Source organism: Leifsonia sp. Y862, from assembly GCF_057669585.1.
Genome location: NZ_JBYHFR010000001.1, coordinates 842,469 through 863,470 on the forward strand (window position 1 = coordinate 842,469; position 21,002 = coordinate 863,470).

Annotated in this window: 17 protein-coding genes; 13 read left to right on the top strand and 4 right to left on the bottom strand. The window is 61.2% G+C overall.

The features are described 5' to 3' along the window. Nucleotides 1–1,029 precede the first annotated feature (1,029 nt). The gene (locus tag AC25Z0_RS03955; RefSeq protein ID WP_488132379.1) at nucleotides 1,030–1,293 is read left to right on the top strand and encodes a hypothetical protein; all 264 of its coding nucleotides are present in this window, start codon (nucleotides 1,030–1,032) and stop codon (nucleotides 1,291–1,293) included. 226 nt (nucleotides 1,294–1,519) lie between these two features. On the opposite strand, the gene AC25Z0_RS03960 is transcribed toward AC25Z0_RS03955, so the two are convergent. The 3 genes from AC25Z0_RS03960 to AC25Z0_RS03970 all read right to left on the bottom strand — a co-directional run bounded on the left by AC25Z0_RS03960 (nucleotide 1,520) and on the right by AC25Z0_RS03970 (nucleotide 4,270). Then, nucleotides 1,520–2,095, bottom strand: coding sequence for a hypothetical protein (locus AC25Z0_RS03960; protein WP_488132380.1), 576 nt, complete (start codon nucleotides 2,093–2,095; stop codon nucleotides 1,520–1,522). A gap of 911 nt (nucleotides 2,096–3,006) precedes the next feature. Further along, a complete protein-coding gene (locus AC25Z0_RS03965; protein ID WP_488132381.1) occupies nucleotides 3,007–3,351 on the bottom strand; it encodes a hypothetical protein in 345 nt (114 codons plus the stop codon). Nucleotides 3,352–3,913: 562 nt separating this feature from the next. Further along, complete coding sequence (locus tag AC25Z0_RS03970) at nucleotides 3,914–4,270, bottom strand: hypothetical protein (protein WP_488132382.1); 357 nt, start codon at nucleotides 4,268–4,270, stop codon at nucleotides 3,914–3,916. 714 nt (nucleotides 4,271–4,984) lie between these two features. On the opposite strand from AC25Z0_RS03970, the gene AC25Z0_RS03975 reads away from it, so the two are divergent. The 11 genes from AC25Z0_RS03975 (at nucleotide 4,985) to AC25Z0_RS04025 (ending at nucleotide 19,168) form a co-directional block, all read left to right on the top strand. Beyond that, complete coding sequence (locus AC25Z0_RS03975) at nucleotides 4,985–5,374, top strand: hypothetical protein (protein ID WP_488132383.1); 390 nt, start codon at nucleotides 4,985–4,987, stop codon at nucleotides 5,372–5,374. A gap of 357 nt (nucleotides 5,375–5,731) precedes the next feature. Next, nucleotides 5,732–6,283, top strand: coding sequence for a hypothetical protein (locus tag AC25Z0_RS03980; RefSeq protein WP_488132384.1), 552 nt, complete (start codon nucleotides 5,732–5,734; stop codon nucleotides 6,281–6,283). Nucleotides 6,284–6,726: 443 nt separating this feature from the next. After that, the gene (locus tag AC25Z0_RS03985) at nucleotides 6,727–7,074 is read left to right on the top strand and encodes a GntR family transcriptional regulator (protein WP_488132385.1); all 348 of its coding nucleotides are present in this window, start codon (nucleotides 6,727–6,729) and stop codon (nucleotides 7,072–7,074) included. Nucleotides 7,075–7,076: 2 nt separating this feature from the next. Further along, nucleotides 7,077–8,039, top strand: a complete 963-nt coding sequence (locus AC25Z0_RS03990; protein WP_488132386.1) for a hypothetical protein — start codon at nucleotides 7,077–7,079, stop codon at nucleotides 8,037–8,039. 268 nt (nucleotides 8,040–8,307) lie between these two features. Then, nucleotides 8,308–9,186: an ABC transporter ATP-binding protein gene (locus tag AC25Z0_RS03995; RefSeq protein WP_488133111.1), complete on the top strand. Its 879-nt coding sequence runs from the start codon at nucleotides 8,308–8,310 to the stop codon at nucleotides 9,184–9,186. 1 nt (nucleotide 9,187) lies between these two features. Continuing rightward, the gene (locus tag AC25Z0_RS04000; protein WP_488132387.1) at nucleotides 9,188–10,429 is read left to right on the top strand and encodes an ABC transporter permease; all 1,242 of its coding nucleotides are present in this window, start codon (nucleotides 9,188–9,190) and stop codon (nucleotides 10,427–10,429) included. 340 nt (nucleotides 10,430–10,769) lie between these two features. Continuing rightward, entirely contained in the window at nucleotides 10,770–15,299 is a 4,530-nt protein-coding gene (locus AC25Z0_RS04005; protein ID WP_488132388.1) for a type VII secretion EssC family protein, read from the top strand. Nucleotides 15,300–15,480: 181 nt separating this feature from the next. Then, nucleotides 15,481–15,774 (top strand): WXG100 family type VII secretion target, encoded by a 294-nt coding sequence (locus AC25Z0_RS04010; protein ID WP_488132389.1) that lies wholly within the window; start codon nucleotides 15,481–15,483, stop codon nucleotides 15,772–15,774. A 604-nt stretch (nucleotides 15,775–16,378) separates the two neighbouring features. Then, entirely contained in the window at nucleotides 16,379–18,085 is a 1,707-nt protein-coding gene (locus AC25Z0_RS04015) for a hypothetical protein (RefSeq protein ID WP_488132390.1), read from the top strand. 101 nt (nucleotides 18,086–18,186) lie between these two features. Beyond that, entirely contained in the window at nucleotides 18,187–18,615 is a 429-nt protein-coding gene (locus AC25Z0_RS04020) for a hypothetical protein (protein WP_488132391.1), read from the top strand. Between the two features lie 295 nt (nucleotides 18,616–18,910). After that, nucleotides 18,911–19,168 (top strand): hypothetical protein, encoded by a 258-nt coding sequence (locus AC25Z0_RS04025; protein WP_488132392.1) that lies wholly within the window; start codon nucleotides 18,911–18,913, stop codon nucleotides 19,166–19,168. A 28-nt stretch (nucleotides 19,169–19,196) separates the two neighbouring features. Here AC25Z0_RS04025 and AC25Z0_RS04030 read toward each other — a convergent pair whose 3' ends face one another. Further along, nucleotides 19,197–20,336: a competence protein CoiA gene (locus AC25Z0_RS04030; RefSeq protein WP_488132393.1), complete on the bottom strand. Its 1,140-nt coding sequence runs from the start codon at nucleotides 20,334–20,336 to the stop codon at nucleotides 19,197–19,199. A gap of 172 nt (nucleotides 20,337–20,508) precedes the next feature. Here AC25Z0_RS04030 and AC25Z0_RS04035 point away from each other — a divergent pair, with 172 nt between their 5' ends. Next, complete coding sequence (locus AC25Z0_RS04035; protein WP_488132394.1) at nucleotides 20,509–20,958, top strand: hypothetical protein; 450 nt, start codon at nucleotides 20,509–20,511, stop codon at nucleotides 20,956–20,958. Nucleotides 20,959–21,002 lie beyond the last annotated feature (44 nt).

Genomic DNA, 21,002 nt, shown 5'->3' on the forward strand with positions numbered 1-21,002 from the left:
CAGGGATACCCTCAAGACGAACCCCCTGCGGGACCCATTCGCGTCGAAGATGGTGAGGTTGCGAACGTAGCTCTGCGAATCGTCATCAGTCGTTCCAAGGAGAACTGTCCGGCCCCACGACGACTGCGGGCTGATCGGGCACAGCGTTGCGCGGTCGCACTCCTGGCGCAAAGACTGCCACGAAGGCGATCAAAGAAAGACTCAGTCCGAGCCAGCTGATCACGACAGTCCCAGTCCCAGAAACGACGACTAACAACGTCGCAGCAGCCATTGAGACGAATCCAACGGTGTTGATCGTCACGTACACCCACCACGCCCAGGCGTGTCGCTTGCGCACCAGCATAAGTAGCACCACGCCCACGACGCTTCCGATCACAAGTGACTGACCCGCCGGGCCACCTTGTTGTAGGCCGAAGACCCCAGCGCTGATCTCTGCGGCCACGGCCAGGGTCGACCATGCTCTCGGATGTGCTATCCAGACTCCGAACAGGGCTGGACGCGCGAATGCTGGCGGTTCGATGAGCTGCACGGTTGAATCGTGGCAGATTCTCCACGAGATAACCACCGGTAGAAGGATGCTGCGCCACGCTGACCTTCAATGCGTCGGCCGCCGCTGCTCCGCATTGACGCTCCTGCGCCGCTCGCGCGGGCGGACGCCGGGGGACCCCGGCGATTTCTGATCGCCCGCCGACTCTGCCAGGGCGTACCCGCTCCGATGATGGCACAGCCCAGGGCTCGTTGAAGAATCGCGGGCCACCAGAATGGCAACGGCAATTGCGACTGGGTCTGGGCGAGCCCTGATGATGAGATGTCAGGAAGCACGTCATCCTATTGACTCAAAACCCTTGGAATCGAGACGTCTCACATGCCACAAACACAGCCCCAGGAGCGATCCCTATGTCGCGTATCCCATGGGTTATGCGACGGTTGGGTTTCGAGACACCCCGCAGGCCGTGAACTGATCTCTCAGAGGTCGGGCGAACTGGTCGCGGAGTAGCCAGCACAGCGGTGCAGGTGGAAACTGTCACCATGCGCGACGTCACTGTTCCGAGAAGCTTTCCCGAGTCGCGAACGTCACTCCTCGTGTCAATCGTCATCGGCGTCCTCGTATTCGCCGGAGCCGTTGTCTGGCTCATCTACGGGCTGATCGCCCGCTGGCCGACTGGGGGCCTGGTAGTCATTTCAGCCCTTGTCGTTGTCCTTGGAGCCGGAGTTGCCATTCGAATTTGGGTCTACGTGCGATTGAAATCACAGCACGCCTCCGTCCGACGCGCTGAGCAAGACGCCAGGTGACCGCACGTGAGGCCGTTGTCTACCGCGCTACCTCATTCCCGCTAGGACGACTTGTCATTGCGAAGGTGTCCGTTCACCCCGCCGCTGAAAACAGACTGGAGAATGGGCCTACGTGTAGATGCCCTCCCTGCCTAGTCTGTCGGTCCAGTCGACGAACGCATCGTTCACCGGCCCCTTCCCCGTCGAGTCTCAGCCGCAGCTGAAGCGGGCGGTGCTGCGAGGCGCATTATGCACCTACGCTGCTTGGCTTCCTCGGAGTCACCATCAAGTAGATTCCGCCGATGAGAAGGACCACCAGCGCGAAGATTACTGCGCTCAGTGCCGTGGACTCGAGCCCAGTTAGAACGACAGCGGACGGCTCCGTTCCGATGCTGCAGTGGATCTGTGTCGGTAGGAGCGTCGTAGACATTTCGAGGGTCTTGCCCACCCCACCGTGGGCGCCGGCATCGATAAGTGCGGACCAGCAAACCGAGCGCCATTCCTCAGCACTCGGGAGCATGAAAGCGGTGAGGGCGAGAGGCCAAATGGCAAGGCCGAGTGCAGCGCCGCCGGCAGACAGCGCGCCCGCCACGAAGCGTGCAGTCTGCCCGATATTTGTCGTCCAGACGAAGAATGATGAGACGAATGCAACGCCGGCGCCAGCCAGCAGAAGGATGAGAGCTGAAGTGCTGGCGTAGTTGGTCTCCGGAAGGTCGAAGCAGGAGACGATGAAAGACGCGATGAGGACGGTCAAGCCGACCCCGTAGCCGCCGATGGCGGCGCGTGTCTCTCCTTGGGTTACCGTATGTTCTTCGAGGGTCACGGTGGAATCCTAGCCGTCGGGTATCTGGATGATGAGGCTTCGCGGTCCTGCCTCGTGGAGAACCCATGCTGGCATTCGACGGCAGTGCGTTCAGACGCAGCGAAGCCGCGCGCCCCGTCCCTGCGGATGCCGTACTAGAGGAACCCAGGAGACGGCCCCAGTCTGGAACCCCATGGGATAAGAGACAGTTAGGTTCCGAGGCACTAGAGGTCGCGCCATTGACCGTGCGTGCTAGTTCGTTGTCTGTCGTGGCGGTGCGTTGGAGTATGACCAAAGAACCATGCTCATCATGAAGGAAAATAGACTGCAAGCGGCCAGAATCAATGCCGCGAAGGACACTTCCGGGTCAAGCGCGTCGTGAATTTGCGGTACTGAATATGCCAAAGTTCCGCATAAAAAGGCAGCGGCCGAGATGAGAGGTGCCGTCGGTCCGAACCGCAGGAAGTGCCAGCGACCTCCGTGTAGCTGCCTTCCTGCGCGCATCATACGACTGTTGACGTGTTGGGCAATGAGCCACCAGGTCAAGCTGGCCGGGCCAAGTGCTAGCGATACAAGGATGATGAGCAGTGACAAGGCTGTATCAGCTGGGCTGACGTAGCGTGGTTCCAATGTTCGGACTCACCGTCCTTAAGGTTTGCGCTCGCGCTTGGCTAAGTAGGCACAAGTCTCGCAGCTTCTCCGCGCATCCCTTAGTGGCGTCAACCTTCTCTTCCAGGGTGACGTCATTCGGAGTTTGTCCCCAGGTCACGTGGGTGCGCGCATGTGGCGATGTTCGACTGGTTCGGCAGGCGATCCTTTTCGTGGTGCCGCCGGCGGTCGCCGCTGGCGCCCTCAACCGCTGAGCTACTGGGCTGCAATGTGGGCCGCGACACGACGATGGCCTGCCGAGCGCAGCGTGGCACCGAGCGGAGTCAGGAAACAGGAAAGAATGAACCGATCGAGAGATCGCCCCGAGCCTCGCCGCAGACCTGCAGGTCGGTCGGAATGTCGACGCCCGGGCCGGCACCGTCGGATGTGACGAGCACCCGGACCGTGGTCGCAGTCGTGGGCGTGCAGTCGTACGCGCTGGCTACTGTGAGCTGTCCTTCCACCTGGACGGACTCACCTGGGGCGAGCGCCCCCGGCGTGAGCTCAGCAGTCGTCCCGGGCGAGCCAACCGGCCCGAGTGAATCGTCTCTACCGGTGAGGAGTGCGCCGTCAGCGCCGAGCACCAGCACACCGGGGGACCCGTTGTACGAGCACGATTGCTCCGACACGTAACCCCCCCCCCGCGGTCAGACAGCACGTTTTGTGTGGGGAGCACTATCAGCCGGCGGCGGAGCACTCTCCCTAGCGGGCTGGCCTTTCGTCCTCCCCATGTGGTTCCTGCCGGACGGGGAGGAGCTGCGTTCGGCTTGCTGGTATTCACTCATCGACGCGGGTGCAAACGGGGGAATCGGAAAAACCCTGCACATCAGCACGACGTTGTTCCCGACCCAGATTTCCTGCGACGTGGGGCCTGGACCATCCGCTGTCGTCCTCTCCGGGTTGGAGGCGACCGCATTGAGCGCTGTGATTCTGCTCTTCGTGTTCCACGTCCTCGTTGGAGCGTGGCTGATGGTGTCTCGCGGCCGGACGAAGGCGGGACCAGCATTACCTGCCATACGAGCACAAACGGTTACAGCCAGCTGACCCGGTACGAGCTGCATTGCTTTTCCCTGGGGAAATCTCACGAGCCACTCTGGTTAGCGCCGCGAGCGATCCCCAGTCTCGCATCCCACGGGTTTCGAGCCACCTAGGTTACGAGACTCCTCACGACGGGGCCAGGGCGCAAACCAGCTACTCCACCTCCGCAGATTCTGCAGGGTCGCTTGCGTACGACCAGAGGACCATGCTCATCAGGAACGCCACCAGGCCGAAAACGGTCAACGCCATGGCATCGATTGGGAACGAAGATTCGCTAAACCGCACCACCCCACCAATGAACGCGATCAGCGTCAACAGCGGGGCGGCGGGGCCGAAGCGGAGGAGATGCCAGCAGCCCACATCTCGCTGCATGCCCGTTTTCCGACGAACGTACTTCACCCGCTGAGCGATCACCCACCATGCCAACGTTCCGGGGACAATTAACACAGCCACACCGCCGGTGATACAAAACATGATGATCTCGCTGAGTGTGGTTGGACTTGGCTCCATCGATGTTCCTCGCTTCGTGTATTGCCTAGTTGGGCGACATTGCGTGAACGGCCCTCCCGCGCCGTGGCACCAGTGACCTCTGTCTGCCCTTGCCCCAGAAACGACCGTGCTCTCGCGCACCGGTGAATGGTCGTCGGGCATCGCTGTGGCGGGATCGGCGACGATGGGGCGTTGTCGTAGACAACGCCGTTCTGGATGGCGTGCGCGTCCAGGTTGAGTGTGTCGCCAGCCCAGAGTTGCAGGGCGCCCTGCCCGCGAACGCCATTGAACACGTTTAGGTATGCCGGATTCACGCAGAATTGCTCGCCGATGGCAATCGGCCAATCATCGGCTGCGACGACGTAGGCGACGGGAACGCCAGAGTCGCGAAGCGTCACAGTACCTGCGGCTTGTTCGCGTGGACCGCTGTCCACGGGAATCTGCTGTTTCCACCCAGCCACGGCTTCCGGGTCTTCCGGTAGCGCAAACTCCCAGAGGTGACATTCCTCGGCCTTGACCGCCGGAGGGACGGTCGGGCTTGGTGTCGTCCCCGCGATGTCTGTGGGTTCGGGGTGCCGCTTTATCATCGGATCAGCCCAGCCCGCTACTTGGTACGAAGCCCCTTGAAGGATCCGAATTTCATCACTTCAGAGTGCGTTCGCAGAGGTCCTCTGGGAGAAGTGACGCACGGGGTGAGACCGCCAGCGAGTAGCTCGCCCCATTAGACTGCACCGCATGACCCACCCGCCTCGACTGAGAGAAGATGAGCCTCTCAAGGGGATTCATCATTCGCAGCATCTCGTGGTGCCAAACCGGTCGACCCTTACCGTCGCATGGGCCGGGATCGGCCTGTTGTTCTTTTCAACAGTCGTGATCGGTACCGTAGTTATCTATGGCGTCCTGCAATATCTGCGCCATTGCGGTGGTGTTGTTTTCTCCGAGGGCGTGCAATGTCGGGCCTCCGAGGAAGTCGGGTATATCTACGCTCCTCTGGCCGCCCTGCTTTTGGCGGAGACCGCTGGACTATGCCTCATCCTGTTTGCCAAACGGCCGCTACTAGGCATCGGCCTCTCTGTGTTCCTCGTGGTCCTGGCGGCGATAGCCTATTTACTCTTGCGCAATTAGCTGAGTCAATCGCGATCGCAGATCGTAGCGAGCGTCGCCCGACCGCATCGTATTGTCCAGGCCAGTATCACCGACGCTTCACACGGAGTCGGAGGCATACACCTTCAAAAACGACATCGGGCCAGAGCCCACTTTTCCCTTCTCTGGAGGATTCATCGCAGGACAGGTCTGCTCGCCCGCGAAACCCAGGATCGAGCAGTCAAACGCCGCGGGCCGTCGCTTGGAGGTTGTCTGACGCCCAAGGCACTCACCTCGGGCAGGAGAGTTGTATCAGGCATGGGGCCAAAGTCCGCAAATCCGCAAAGCTAACTGCCGCCAAGGAAGACTTATGGCAGACCAGTATGAGAGATTGTGTGGATGGAAGAGGAAATACGCCCTGAATTCGTGGACATCACAGGCAACGGCGTTCCCCGAACGGGGCCTCTCTTGGGCTGGCTTGTGGTCGCTTTGCTTTTGCTCGCTGCAGCTGTCGTTGGGCTCAGTTCAGTCCTCGCCCAGGGGCTTCATGCCCTCACCTTCCACACAACATCTGACGTTACATGTTCTCGAATTGATCCCGACTGGTGCACGGATCTGAGCTCGTCCTACATCTCAAATCTCGTCGATGCCAAATTTCCTGCCGACACGGAAGTGTTGCGATCCGAGACAAGTAGCGTTCTTTCGAATTGGGATATGACTGCGCTACTCCGCTTGCCCGCTGATCGGGACGTTGTGCTTGCCGATTCCTATCTCGACGTGGCAATCGACGACATTTCGGAGTTTCAGTCCAAGGAGCTAAAGGAACAAGGGATGGAGCAGGTTTCTTGGTCGGCAGAGAGGCAAAAATTGCATCTGCAGTTTGTCATAACAGAAGGCGTAGACAGCCAGGGAAGGACTCTCGTATACATTCGTGGCTCGGATTTTATATAGCCCGAAGCAATTATGAACAGCCGAATCACGTCACCCCCTTGAGTTGTGGGCTCGCGCCGCCGAGGGGCACACATAACCATTTGATCCGCACGGGCTTTACGCCTTGATCGATAACGACTTTCGTGCGCCGATATTTACACTTGAGGATTTCCCACCGATCTGTCTCGAAACCCTAGGGTTACGAGACGGTGGAGTGGCGCACTGGAGCGATCGCGCGCTGAAGAGAACGCTGGCGACTAGCGTGTGAGCACGAGCGGGTACCGACGCCCCCAATGCCAGTGGGCGAAGCAGGCTTCAAAGTCGAAGTTGTCGGCGTCCCCTTGTACTGAGATTGGGCCTGGGGGCACGACATGCGGCACTTGCATCAGCGGCGTCGGCACGGAGATGCTTCGCACCCGCCGGCTTTGGGCCCATTGCAGCATTGTTCTACTAGTGTGTAGAACATGTTGTTTCGAGTGGATCACGCGTCCACGGTTTCGCTTGCGGAACAGATCGCAGTCCAAATGCGTGTAGCGATCCGCGATGGTGACCTCAAATCAGGCGAGCGCCTTCCGCCTGCTCGCGAACTCGCCACGGCGTTGAGCGTCAATATGCACACCGTGCTCCGCGCCTACGGCGCATTGCGCGATGAACGCATCATAGAGATGCGGCAGGGCAGGGGAGCGTGGGTTCGCCAGGACGTGGAGCCGGGCTTCGTCCGGCTGACCGAACTCGCCGATCAGCTCCTCACTGAAGCGCGAAAGCTGGGGCTGTCCCAGCCAGAGATCCATCGCCTGATTGAAGGAACCTAACCATGAACACACTCAAATCCGGTCAAGCACGCGTTCGTGATGTCATCGCAGCGCTCACGCTCTGGGCACCTCTCGTCGTTGTCGTCACGACGTGGCTGATATGGAGGGATGTGCTCCCGGCCGAGTTGCCACGTCAGTGGGGCAGCGGTGGGGTGAGCTCGACGTGGCCGACGTGGTTCGCGATCGCCCTCGTGGCGCTGGTTTGCCTCGGTTCGGCGATCATCGCAACGTTCGCGCTCCGTCAGGGCGCGGCTCGTAGCCGCCGGAAGACATTCCTGTGGACCGGGTTCGCTGCGGGACTGGCGTGCGGAACCTGGATGATGGTTGCCGGATCAACAATCACCGCCAGCGCGAATGCCGAACCAGAAGTGGGTGCGTGGCCGCTACTTCTCATGGCGTTGATGGGGTATGGCCTCATCCCGTTCCTGACCGCGCATCGGTGGGTCGACGATGCACCCGAACCGCCCCCCGTGGAGGTCACGCTTGCACCGACAGAAACCGGCGCATGGATCACGACCGTGACCGTTCCGCTGTTCGCTTTGGTCGGCCTTGCGATGCTTGCCACCGCAGTGGTTATGCTCATTCTCGCAGCGCGCGAGGGCACAGCAGAAGAAGATTTCTGGGGCGCAGTGGTTCTGTTAGTTCTCTCTGTACCGATGTTGGCATTCGCGCGACTGCGGATCAGCGTGGACTGGCGCGGCCTCAAAGTCGTCACGGGGATATTAGGTATCTCGCTGAAAACAATTCCGCTGACGGCCGTCGAGTCTGTTCACACCGACGCCCTGGAACCGATGCAATGGGGCGGCTGGGGCTACCGTTTCATGCCGGGCCGATCAGCAATCATTCTCCGCACTGGCCCCGGAATCATCGTCAACCTCACCAACGGCAAGCAATTCGCTCTCTCGCTCAATGCCCCCGAAACCCCCGCAGCACTCCTGTCAACGCTGAGCGCTCCCGCAGCGTAGCGGCGTCGGCCACGGCCTCGCCCGCCTAAAGGTTCCTCCTGCGGGCAACCCTGAGATCTAGGCGCCCGCGCAGCTCGCCCGCTGCAATCCGACTCATATGTGAGGTGTCTCATAACCTCAGTGTGTTGAAACCCATGGGTTATGAGACGCTGACACCCCAGTTCTAGGGCCGCCCATGCGCCTTCAGCCTGTGGAGACGTACCTCACCGCTAGGGTTTGGGGCATGACATCTCATGAAGAGTCACTTGTTAATATTGAGCATTTCCGGATGGATTTCGCCCGCACAACGGTTGTCGAGGACCTCTCTTTCGACGTGAAGCGCGGCGAGACGTTCGGGTTCCTCGGGTCCAACGGTTCGGGAAAGACCACCACGCTCCGAGCGTTGCTGGGGATATACATCCCGACTGCGGGGATCCTCCACATCGAGGGTCGACCGTTCACTCCGGAGGCTGGTAGCCGGTTGGGATATCTTCCGGAGGAGCGCGGGCTGTACAAGAAGGAATCCGTCCTGACCGTGATGACGTACTTCGGAGAGCTCAAAGGATTGAGCAAGAAGGCGGCAGTGACCTGGTCGACGAATTACCTCGAGCGGGTGGGTCTGGGGGACAAGGCGAAGACCCGGGTGGAAAAGCTCTCCGGTGGGCAGCAGCAGAAGGTCCAGCTGGGCGTCACGATCATGAACGATCCGGAGCTGCTCATACTGGACGAGCCGACAAAAGGGTTCGACCCGGTGAATCGGCGCTTGCTGATGGACATTATCGAGGAGCAGAAGCGGGCCGGCGCCACGGTGCTGATGGTCACGCACCAGATGGAGGAAGTCGAGCGGTTGTGCGACCGGGTGATCCTGCTCAAGGGTGGTCGGGCTGAGGCATACGGGACGATCCCCGAGGTGCAGAACCAGTACGGCGGGACAATGATCCGAGTCGGCTATTCCGGTGAGATACCGGCGTCTGCGCATTACGAGATCAGTCTCCGCGACCGCAACTACGCCGAACTCACCCTCACCGGTACCGTCGACGAGGCCCTGATCTTGCGGGACTTGGTCGACACGGGCGTGCTGGTCCGAAGCTTCACCACGAGCAAGCTGTCGCTCGAGGAGATCTTCGTCAGCGTCTATGGCGATCAGAACGAAATGGCAGGAGTCTGAGATGGGTCAGCACAACCTCCGCACTGTCATCGGGTTCGAAGTCAGCCGCACGCTGGGAAAAAAACGTTTCTGGATCATCACCCTGTTGGTCCCGATCGCGATCGGCATCGTCATGGCCCTAGTGATCCTGGGCAACACGTCGGCCGCGAGCACGGTCGACGCCCAATCCGACGCGAAACTCACCTTCACCTACAGTGACGCATCCGGCTACGTCGACCCCGCCGTGGCGACCGCCCTCGGCGGCACAGCTGTCACCGATGATGCGGCGGCGATCGCCGCGGTGAAGTCGGGGGACGAGGACGCCCATTTCGTGTACCCGGCCGACCCGACCACGACACCCACTCAGGTCTACGGGGTCGATAAAGGACTGTTCGGCAACGGTGAGTACAACGGTGTCGCCACCCAAGTCTTGATCACCAGCGCCCAGGACCAGATTGGGGATCCCACGCTGACAGCGTTGGCGCAGGGCAACGTCTCCGTGACAGCCACCACCTTCACTGCTGGGGAAGAAGCAGCCGGGTTCATGGGAATGATCCCGCCGCTGATCTTCGTAGTGATCTTCTTCCTCGTCTTCACCCTGCTCTCCAACCAGATGCTCACCAGCACCCTGGAAGAGAAAGAGAACCGGGTCACGGAGATGATCCTCACCACGCTGAACCCCACCGCGCTGATCAGCGGGAAGATCATCTCCCTCTTCATCGTCGGCTTCGTTCAAGTCCTCGTGTTCCTGCTGCCCGTGCTGATCGCTTACCTGTTCTTCCGCACGTCACTGAACTTGCCGGAGATCGACCTCTCCAGCTTCACCTTCGACCCGGTCCAGATGATCATCGGTGCCCTGCTTGCACTCGGCGGGTTCGCCCTATTCACGGGCACATTGGTCGCGATCGGGGCGGTCATGCCCACCGCGAAAGACGCCGGCAACCTATTCGCTGGGTTGATCATCCTGATGATCGTCCCGCTCTATGCTCTATCGCTAATCCTCTCGGACCCGCACAGTCCCGTCGTGCAGCTGTTCACGTACTTCCCGTACTCGGCGCCGATCACCGCGATGCTCCGCAACGCGTTCGGCTCTCTCGCCGTCTGGGAAGCCGCTATCGTCATCACCGAACTGTTTTTGCTTAGCGCTGTCGTGCTCCAACTCGCCGTCCGACTGTTCCGATATGGGTCGATCGAATACACGAACAAAGTGTCCTTCAAGACAGTGTTCTCTCGTCCGAAAGCCAAAAGTGTGGCCCGAAGGTGAGTGCAATTTCGCGTGTGCTGTTCGTGCGTAGGTGACGCGTCCAGTGATGGCCCGCACCAGGAATGCACGGAGGTTCGAACGCCGACAGGAGGGAATCGCGCAAGTTGCTGCGAAACACCTGCCATGGGTGCCCGATTGACACTCCGGCCGCCGCGGTTGGCTGTTGGCCACGACGTAGTCGATGTCATGGCATGATCTCGGATAAGCACCAATACTGCGCCGGCGGGCACATCAGTGTTGAACATGTGGCCCCTCTTCCGAAAGTAGTTTTGGTTTGAAACTTCGTGTGTCCCTAGCCGAGCACCCCACGGGGCCGAGGCAGCAGAGCAAAGATGTCACCTTGACTGCCGATGTCACGGCGACGGTGGGCGAGGTTGCGGGCGGATTGGTTCGTGCCGGGGCCGGCGATCCTCGGCTCTTGAGCTTTGCCGTTCACCGGCACGCGCCGTTGACTCTCCGGGCAGTGTTCCCAAATCGGCCCGGACTGATCCTGGACGCGGGTGATCCGCTCGGCAAATCTGGCATCCAGTCAGGCAGCATGGTTGAGCCGGTACTTGAGTCGAGCCCAGGCGATGGGCAGCGGACGAAGACGCCGGTTGCAACGGTAACGGTGCTTTCGGGGGAACAGTCGGGGGTCGCCTTCAGCATCGTGCAGGGCGAGAACTTTATCGGCCGCGACCGGGCAAACCGGGTTGAGCTGCATGACCCAAGCGTGTCCAGACAACACGCGGTGCTGCGTGCGGAAGACGGGGCGCTGACGTTCGAGGACCTGGGTTCTGCGAACAGCAGCTTCCTGCTGGATAGCACGAGTGCCGGTCAGAAACCGGTCACAACGGTACTGATTCAACGAAGTAGCGTCCTCTTGTTGGGTGACGTGCAGGTGCGCATCGAGGTGGGGCCGCCAGCTCTGGCAGGGCCGGACCTTGAGGCGTTCGTTGCGCACTTGCAGTCGCCTCGCGTGGATCCGGTGCACATCCCGGAGCCGATCACTCTGCCTTCTCCGCCTGACCCACCGGAGCCTGCACGCTTCCCGCTGATCGCGATGCTCGCACCGCTGGCGATGGGCGCTGTGCTGTTCATGGTGACGCAGTCTGCCCTCAGCCTGATCTTCATCGCCCTCTCGCCGATCATCATGCTGGGCACCTGGTTTGATAACCGGCTGACGCGTCGGCGGACCTTCCGTGAAAAGCAGAAAGAGTTTGACGAGGGTCTGCAGCTTGCGACGGATGAGCTGACGGTGGCTCGCGACACGGAGCACCAAGCACGCAATCGTGAATCCGTGTCTCCTGCCGAACTGCTGACGCTGCCGTCTCAACCAAATGGGTTGCTGTGGACCCGCAGGCCGGAGCACCGCGCGTTTCTCGAACTGCGCCTCGGAAGGGCGGAGATGCCGAGCCGCAAACAGATCGAGATGCCTGCCAGGGGGAAGATTCCTGCGGAGATCTGGAAGCAGTTGACCGCCGTTCAAGACGAGTTCAGCACCATCGCCGATGTTCCAGTGTTGGAACGGCTAGATCGGTGTGGATCTCTGGGCGTCGCGGGTCCGCGGCTCTGGTCGGAGTCGGTGGCGAGGTCCCTGCTCGTACAGCTGCTTGCGCTGCATTCTCCGGCAGATCTCACTTTCACCGTGTTTGCTGATCGAGGGCAGTCGCAGTCGAGTTGGGCCTGGCTCAAGTGGCTCCCGCACGCCGATTCAGCGTATAGTCCGCTTCCGGTGCCTCACCTCGCCGACGATGAGCGCAGCTCGGCAGTCCTGCTGACCGCGCTCGAAGGTTTGATCGCGACGCGTGCGACCGCTGCTCGCGGTGCGACGGTCAGATCACGAGTGGATGACAGTGCGTCCGATTCGAGCGAACGGCTCGCACCGGTGTCCTCGCCGGCGCCGACACCGGCCGTCGTTGTGCTCGTGCTTGCTGACTCAGAAGTTGAGCGCGCCCGGCTGGTTGGGCTCGCGGAAGACGGTGCCGACGTTGGAGTGCACCTCATCTGGGTTGCCGAGCACTTGGGCGCGGTACCTGCTGCGTGTCGCACGACAGTTGAGGTGCAGGACAACACCTGGCGGGTGCACTTTGTGCGTCAGGGCGAGATGGTGGCCCTGAGCCAAATCGATGCTGTGGACGCGCCGGTTGCCGAGACGTTTGGGCGGGCGATCGCACCGTTTGTGGATGCTGGTGCGCGGGTGCTTGATGAGAGCGATTTCCCGCGTTCTGTGACACTTGGACAGATTCTGCCGCGCGATGTGATGGGCGCCAGCGACGCTGTGCTCTCTAACTGGCGTTCCACAGACAGCCTGGTGTCGGACTGGGAGTCGGGCCGGGAACGCGAGCCGGGTCAGCTCACAGCGGTTGTCGGGCAAGGTGGTGCAGGGACGGTCGCGCTCGATCTGCGCGTACATGGCCCGCACGCGTTGGTCGGTGGCACGACAGGATCTGGCAAATCGGAGTTCTTGCAGACCTGGATCTTGTCGTTGGCTGCGCAATATTCACCGGACCGGCTGACATTCTTGCTCGTTGACTACAAGGGTGGTGCCGCATTCGCAGAATGCACGACCCTTCCGCATACGGTCGGCCTGGTTACCGACCTCAACACCCACCTCGTGCGCCGGGCATTGACCTCACTCCGGGCGGAGCTGCGGTATCGGGAGGAGCTGTTGGCTGCGAAGGGAGCGAAGGACCTCATCGCCCTCGAACGCCGATCTGACCCGGACGCCCCGCCAGCGCTCGTGATCGTGATCGACGAGTTTGCTGCGTTGGTGAGCGAGATCCCTGAGTTCGTGGACGGTGTGATTGATGTGGCGCAACGAGGCCGCTCGCTCGGCTTACACCTCGTACTGGCGACCCAGCGGCCAGCCGGCGTGATCAAGGACAATCTACGGGCGAACACGAACTTGCGGATCGGGTTGCGCATGGCTGACCCGGCCGACAGCACAGATGTGTTGGGGGTGACGGATGCGGCGGAGTTCGCGCCTGACACTCCGGGTCGTGCTGCGGTCAAGATTGGTGCGGGCAGGCTCACCCACTTCCAGACTGGTTACCTCGGCGGCCGCTCTGAAGCCCAGCACCTGGAACCCGTCGAGGTCCGAACGCTGGGTTTCGGCGAGCATGCACCCTGGGCATTGCAGCCGGAGGTGCGAAGCCAGCGTCGCAGCGCGAAGAAGGGCCCCCGCGACATCGAAGTGCTCACCGCGCACATTCAGCAAGCCGCAACGGGAGCGCAGGTGTCATCGCCACGCAAACCCTGGGTAGACCAACTGCCAGAGACTGTCTCGCTTGAGGCGCTTCTCGTGTCACGGCCTGCCATGGACCGCTCTTCACAGGCACAAGGCGGCCCGTTGAGCATCATTGCCGGACTGATTGATGAGCCGCATCTGCAACGCCAGTCGCCGTACATCTGCGGGCTCGGCGAGGTGGGCAACGTTGCGATTTATGGTGGCGGTGGAAGCGGAAAGACAACCGCACTTCTGACGATCGCGGCCGCGATGATCGCGGCAGACCCCAGCACTCACATCTATGGCATTGATGCGAGCGGTGGCCGCCTGGACATTCTCGCTCAGCTTCCCAATACAGGCGACATCCTTCTAAGCGACGAGCGCGACCGGGTTGTTCGCCTGCTCAGAATGTTGCGCTCCCTTGTAGCCGACCGTGCCGCCGCACAGCTGGCTTCGCCGCCGGTGCTGCTCCTTATTGATGGATTCTCGGCTTTCCGGGATGCCTATGAACACCTCGGAGGCGGGGCAGACCCATTCGCAGACCTTGTGGAGATCACTCGGTCGGGCCGAAATGTCGGCGTTCACGTTGTCTTCACGTCAGAGCGCGCAAGCGGGTTCCCCGCGTCACTGGCCTCAAGCATCCCGGAGCGCCTGGTTCTCCGGCTGGCCGCTGAGAGTGACTATCAGATGCTCGGCGTCTCAGCTGGCATCTTCGAGGGCGCTCCCGCGGGCCGCGCCGTTCGTATTGGTGCAGACGACGAGATCCAACTCGCGGTCCCCGGGGCAAGTAATGATCCCGCGGACACAGACGCGGCGTTTGCACGGTTGGCCGATCAGCAGCGTTTGGTGCCAGGGCTTGCGCCTGCGCCGGTGCCCCGCATCCCGGAGGCGATTCAGAGAATTGACCTGAGGGCGCCCGCGCTGGCGGGTGCGCCCTTTGCGATCGACACCGTGCAACTCCAACCCTTCGCCGCTCCGAATGGCGGATTCTTGCTGGTCACGGGGCCGGCCGGTTCTGGCCGAACAACAGCGATCGCTTCACTCCTGGAAGCGTTTGAAGTACAAGCTCGTGCGGCGGGGCAGCTGCTTGATGCGGTCCTCATCTCCCCGAATCGATCGACTCTGCGTCACCTGCCGATCTGGCAGGAGATCGCTGATTCGCCAGAGCGCCGCGAGGTCGTCATCGAAAACTTGACGCGGTCCCTGGGTGGAAGCGCGCCCGCCGCTGTTGGCTTGTCTCTTTTGCCGCTGATCGGTACAAGCCTTCCTCTCGCCGCAACACCGCCCGCTGAACCAGTGACTGCACCGGAATTCCCAATGCCGGGACATCGTGGGGTAGTTGTGATCGAAGACATCGGTGGGTTTGACGGAAGCGGCAATGAGCGTGCTCTGGCCCAGCTCCTCAAACTTCTGCGTCGGAGCGAGCTGACCGTCATCGTCGAGGGTGAAAACGCGACGCTGGGCACAGTGTGGGAGCTTGCGAGTCCGCTGCGCGGGGCCCGCTGGGCACTTGCTCTTCAGCCTGACGCCAACGACGCGCCGAGCGTGTTCACGACCCCATTCACCCATGCGCGTCGCGCGAACTTCCCACCGGGCCGAGGCTTCCTCATCGAAAGCGGAAAACTCACCGGGGTGCACATTGCACTGCCGGCACGTTTGTGATGCGACGCATCTTTGCAGGTAACTTGTGCAGAGGAACACAGCGCCTGTAAGTTGTAGCCGATTGGCCAATGCGAACAGACCGTAAGTTTGCGCGCTGTGATTGGCAGTTCCGGGGGGATCTATGATTCCGGATGCATTGAACCGTTATCTAGTTACTGCTTATTGAGAGAGGCCCGCTTCTATGTCGAATATCAAGGTCAGCTACGCCGAGATCGAGACCGCCGCAACCCAGCTGGGTACGGGTCGTGAAGAGATCACAACGAAGCTTCAGAACATGCAGAGCCAGATCGGCCAGCTCGTTGCCTCGGGCTTTGTCACCGATCAGGCGTCGGGCAAGTTCAACGACGCTTACACGAAGTACACGACGAGCGCGAACACGCTGATCTCACAGTTGAACGAGATCCAGCAGTTCCTGAACGGGACCGCGAACGCGATGCGCGACCTCGATTCGCAAATCGCCTCGAAGATCAACTGATTCGTTTCGTTCACAGCGTTGCCAGGCGGTGAGCTGTTGTGGCCCCGGGACAGCGATGTCCTCGACGCGTTGCTGCAGCACTGCTTGGTGACGTTTGACGGATAACTCATGCAAATTGATTACAGCGCTCTGAATAGGGCAGCCACAAGTTTGGCGGCTGCTGCCTCGCAGGTGAATGCTGAACCAGCGGCATCTGGGGAGCTCGGCTCAGGTGCCGCGGCGCCGGACGACGCCCATTCGAGTGCGGCCAGTGATCGTCGAACCACCCTGCATAGGCTCAGCGAACTCATGACTGCGCAAAGCAAATCGTGCGCAGAGATGACCACCCTGTTCAAGCTGCTCGACGCGCAGATCGCGTCCCAGGTTAAACCATGAAGTGTGCGAGGCCGAGAGCATGACCGTAGGCGACACGGCGCTTGCAGGTGACCCTGACACGGTCCGACAAGCAGGGTCAAGACTGCGATGGCGCACCGTCGGCACCAACGCATACAACAGCCTCTCATCCGCGGCGACGAGTTTGGGCGGACAGTCAGGCTCCGCGCTCTCGGTCGAGCGGATACTCACCATGATCCAGGCATCGTCCGCCCCGGCAAACCTTGTCCAGATGGCAGACCAGACCTGGGGTGGCGACGTCTCCGCCTTCGGCGCGAAGATGACCGACATCGAGAGCAGAGCTAATACGGCACGCAGCGCTCTTGACTCGGCACGTCGGGATGAAGACATCTCGCAGCAGAGACTGAACGACTTTGACCGATCGAGCGACGACGTCGATTGGGCAAAACGGCGAAGACTCGTAAGAGCGGTGAACGAAGCGACGGAACGTGTCTCAGCAGCGACATCACGGCTGCAGGCACTCGACGAGGAGCGGCAGGGGGCCAATTCCTCGGCGACGAATTCCATCCTGACACATCGACAGCAGTACGTTTCCGCACGGAACGCAATGCCGAACCCCCCGACCATCTCGGCAGGGGTGCGGGTGTCAGCGCGAATGCGAGACGGCACCACACGCACGATCTCGGCAGTCGACATTGCGAAGCTAAAAGATCCCACACGCATCGCGGAAGTCTGGGAGGCGCTGACTTTGGAGCAACGTCAACAGCTCATCGCTGACTTTCCGCTGCTCATCGGCAACCTCGACGGCATTGCTTTGCGTGATCGCAACACCGCGAACGTGATCACGGCGAAGGAGTACCGCAGCGAGCTAGAGAAACAGATCAAGACGTTTCAACTCCTCGAGAAGCAATCCGGAGATGATCAGCTTTTCGCAGACAAGATCTCTGGCTTGCAAGGCGAAGTCAGGAGTTTGGACGCGATCCTCGGAGACCGGAACTGGAAATACTCCAAGGAAAAGGATGCGAGCGGTCAGCCGTTCGGCGAGTACCTTGTTTTTGATCAGAACGGCAGGGCCTCGTACCAAAGCGGGGCTGTGTTGGTCGGGTTCAACCCGCTTCGGGACAGTATCGTCACGTTCCAGGGCGCGCTCGACCCCGAGACCGGCAACGTCCCGTCCTGGATGATGCAGGTGAGTGTGGTGGTGCCCGGCACGAAATCGAAGCTCGCAGCATTCACCGGCGACCTCGATCGCGGGAAGGACCTGTTTTTCTTATCGGGCACAGAGGCCGGATACTTCACTTGGCACGGGGCGCCGCTGCCTGATTTTGACCTCGGTGCGCACCTTGCGGAAGCCGCGGAACAGGGTTTTGCCGACACCGCAGCACCACGCCTAGCATCCTTTGCGAACAGCCTCGCCCTTCCGGCAAGCACAGCGATGGTCCCGATCGCGCACAGCTATGGCGCCGCTGTGCTCGGGACCGCGGAACTGCTAGGCCTCAGGGCGGATCGCATCGTTTATGTTGCACCGGCCGGCCTCGGTCACGATGCGACAGGTATCGCGGACTTCCCACACACAAAAGACAAGCCACACTTCGTACTGCAGGCACGCAATGACTTGGTCGTGGGCTGGAACCAGGGAAACTCCATTCTCGGCCTTGGTCACGGCGACGCAAACCCGCTGGACACACCCGGAGTGACTCGGCTCGAAACGGGGTACCTCGATGCCCGCGATCCTGGCTCCGGCACAATTGAAAGCCCTGGTGGCTTTGAAACCCACTCGACACCGTTCGCACCGGACAGCACCTCTCTAGGAAACATCGCGCGTGTTGTTAAGGGGGATCCCGTCTCCCTCTACCACCCGAACGACGTTGAGTGGGTGCACAGCGGAGGGTGGGTCCAGGGCGTCGACGTCCCGGGTAGTGGTGCGGGAAAACCGGCGGAGGATATCTCTTCGCTGGATCTATCTAAGGTGGGATGATGCAACTCAATACTCGTGCCGCGCTGGCGGTCGTCACGATCGGGGTCGTCCTGTGCTTATTGTCGGGGTGTGGAATGTCGGAGGAGCGAAAGGCGGAAGCGGTGGCCTCTCAGGAAGCCCAACTGCGGGAATTTGTTGATCAGGCAGACGCTTGGGGTGCAGACATCATCGCGCAGGTTCCCGCAGGCGAAACAGCGAGCATCTCAGGCCTCCTCGGTGGCACTCGCCAGGCGGGTGCCAACTACGAAGAGTGGCCGAAATACTATTACTGGGCTCAGATAGTCGAGCTTCAACCTGATGGTGCTCAGACCCCAACCGAGTTCGCCGATGCGCTGGAGCCCTGGCTCGAGGAACAGGGCTGGGAGCGAAACAAGGACGGCGAGTTCCCCCCGGGCAAACAAAGCTTCGAGCGCGGATACACCCGCGGGCAGTACTCGCTCGGGGTAGAGGTGTACACCGTTGCGCCTCCGAAGGCTCAGTCAATCAACTTCAGGATCGTGACGCCACGAACTGATCCGGACTCGCAATGAGCAACACCGGCGCCCGGTGACTACGCGCCGATAGTCCGGATAAGTGCGATTATCGGGTACAGAATACCAACCCCTTGAAGTGACATGGGGCGGAGTTGAAAAAAGGGCTTGAGGGCCCGGGGCGGCGATAGTTTGTTTGGCAGCCCGCACGATCGCTGGGCCCGATGCGACAGGTTGTGCGACGATCTAACGGAAGCGGCCTGCGCTCCTGTGGAGACTGGGGCGAGGTCGCGATCTAGGTGCTGCGTGCACCGACGAGCAGCTCAATCACATGGCGGAGCGGATAGGGGAGTCCATGGCTAAGGGGCAGACAGGTGGCTCGATGGGCGGGAAGATCGTGCGGGTCAAGCCGAATCGTCCGCAGTTCAACACGGAGATGTGCCTCATCTGCATGGGGCTCAAGGACGGGCCGTGCATCAGGCAGTCCTGGGAGAACGCAGGCCGAGGCACACGGCTGGAAACGCACAAGAACACGGCGACGAACTTGGGGCTTGAATGGCCTGTGAGTCTCGAGGTGGCGAAGCAGCGGATGAGGCGGAAGCGCCGGCGTTGAGATGTCAGTCGTGCACGTGGGCGCCTCGCTACCGAGCCGCCCGGCGGGAGCCCTTCGGCGGCAGCGTCTCGCGGTCGACGCCGTAGCCATCTGCGTACACGTGCTCATTTGCAGGAGGGTAGCCAAGGCCGGGAATCTCCTGCCCTTGGATCGAGTCCTGCGAGCACCGCCCACGGCCGACGTCTTGGCAGGCATGGAGCCTTGCTTGGATCTGGTCGGTGAAGCGCAGCCGAATGCCGGGTTTGAGCGAGATCTGGTACTCGCTCCAGCTCCGGTGCCACTCCAGGAGCCCATCGCCTTGGATGATGCCGCACGTTGGACAGTTCATCGCGAGGTATGTGACGTCCTCAATCCGGCTGTGCTTGGACATCAGCTTCACCGGCGCAGGAAAGTCGCTGTTCTGGATCGCTAGCCGGATTGGCTCCTCGAGCAAGCGCTCGTGACGGTCTTGGGCCCACCGCTCCCAGGATTCGTGCCACATGAGCGTTGTCACACGCCCGCAGCGTGATTCGAGGTCGAGCTCGGTGACAGTCCACATCGTCATCCAGCGCTCGCACTTCCAGCACTTGTACATCTGCGTTCTCACAGCTGCACTCATTGCGATGAACTCTGCGACGGGCGCTATTTCTCCCTGCAGGATGATTCTGATCGCGTCGCTCAGCTCGAAGGCGCCGATGGTCGGCAGATCGGGCAACCAGACACTCAGGTCGTCGACGGCGCCGGCGATCCTGTGGTGCGGCACGGTTGTAGCGTTCGAGAGATTGGCCTCCGTTGTCAACCAGAGACACTCGAGCCCAGCGGCCTCGTAGCGTTTCTGGCGCCGCTCGAAGTCGACACGTGACTGCGGCGACCACTGTGCCTCAATAGCGATGCGTCGCTCGCCGTTGGTCACCATGACGTCGGCGATCCATGAGCGGTCAGGCGCCGGGAACTCGATCACGGCATTCCAGCCAATCTCGCGCGCCGCCTGGGCAACTGCGGCTTTGGTTGCCAGGTGCTCCGGCGACTCTGGGCCACCTTCGTGCAGCTGGCAGTCTGTGTCGGACTTGTGAGCGAAGAACTGCGTACCGAGGCTGCTGGTCTTGGGCACACCTGCTTGACCGCACGACATGACGAGGCCGGTGGCTCGGTACTCGCGTTTGAGCTGAGCCCAATCGTCTGGGGTCATGCTCCAGGACTCGAGGCGTTCGCCTTGGAAAAGCGCTGATAGCGGCATGGTTGGACCTTACTGAGTGGTTCGGACATTGGGACCCAGGTGCTGGCGGGACTTTGCTGCTCTGCTTCACGAACCAGCGGCGCTGCGCATGCCAGACTGGGCGTTCCTAATGGAAGGTGGGGGAATGCGCTCGATAGTGTTCGCGGCTGGGCTGTTGGTAGCCGGAGTCGTCTTGACAGGATGCAGCTCGGGGACGGCGAATGCTGCCGATGAGGCAGAGTCCGTCGACAGCTCAGAGGTATCGAGTCCCGCAGAGGCGGACGAAACCGAGGGCGCGATCCATGAGGCATGGGTCATCCTGGGCGGCGATTACACCTACGACGAACTGAAGGACGCCACGGATATTGCGCTCATGGCTGGCGGAGAGAGTTTGACCGAATCTGCCCGACGGAGTGTCTGGGACTCGATCCTCAATGTGAAAAAGGGCCTAGTGGAGAAGGGGTACCCCGAACCAGACTCGATGGTCGTGATGAGGTGCATCCCAGACTCGATCTCGTCCCGTGGTGTGGCGATCACTGAGGCAGTTGCGTACTGCTCACTCGAAACTGCGGGGATCCCTGAATCCTTGTGGTAGCGTCTTCGCCATGAGCGCCGGGCATGGACCGGCGTGACTACCTC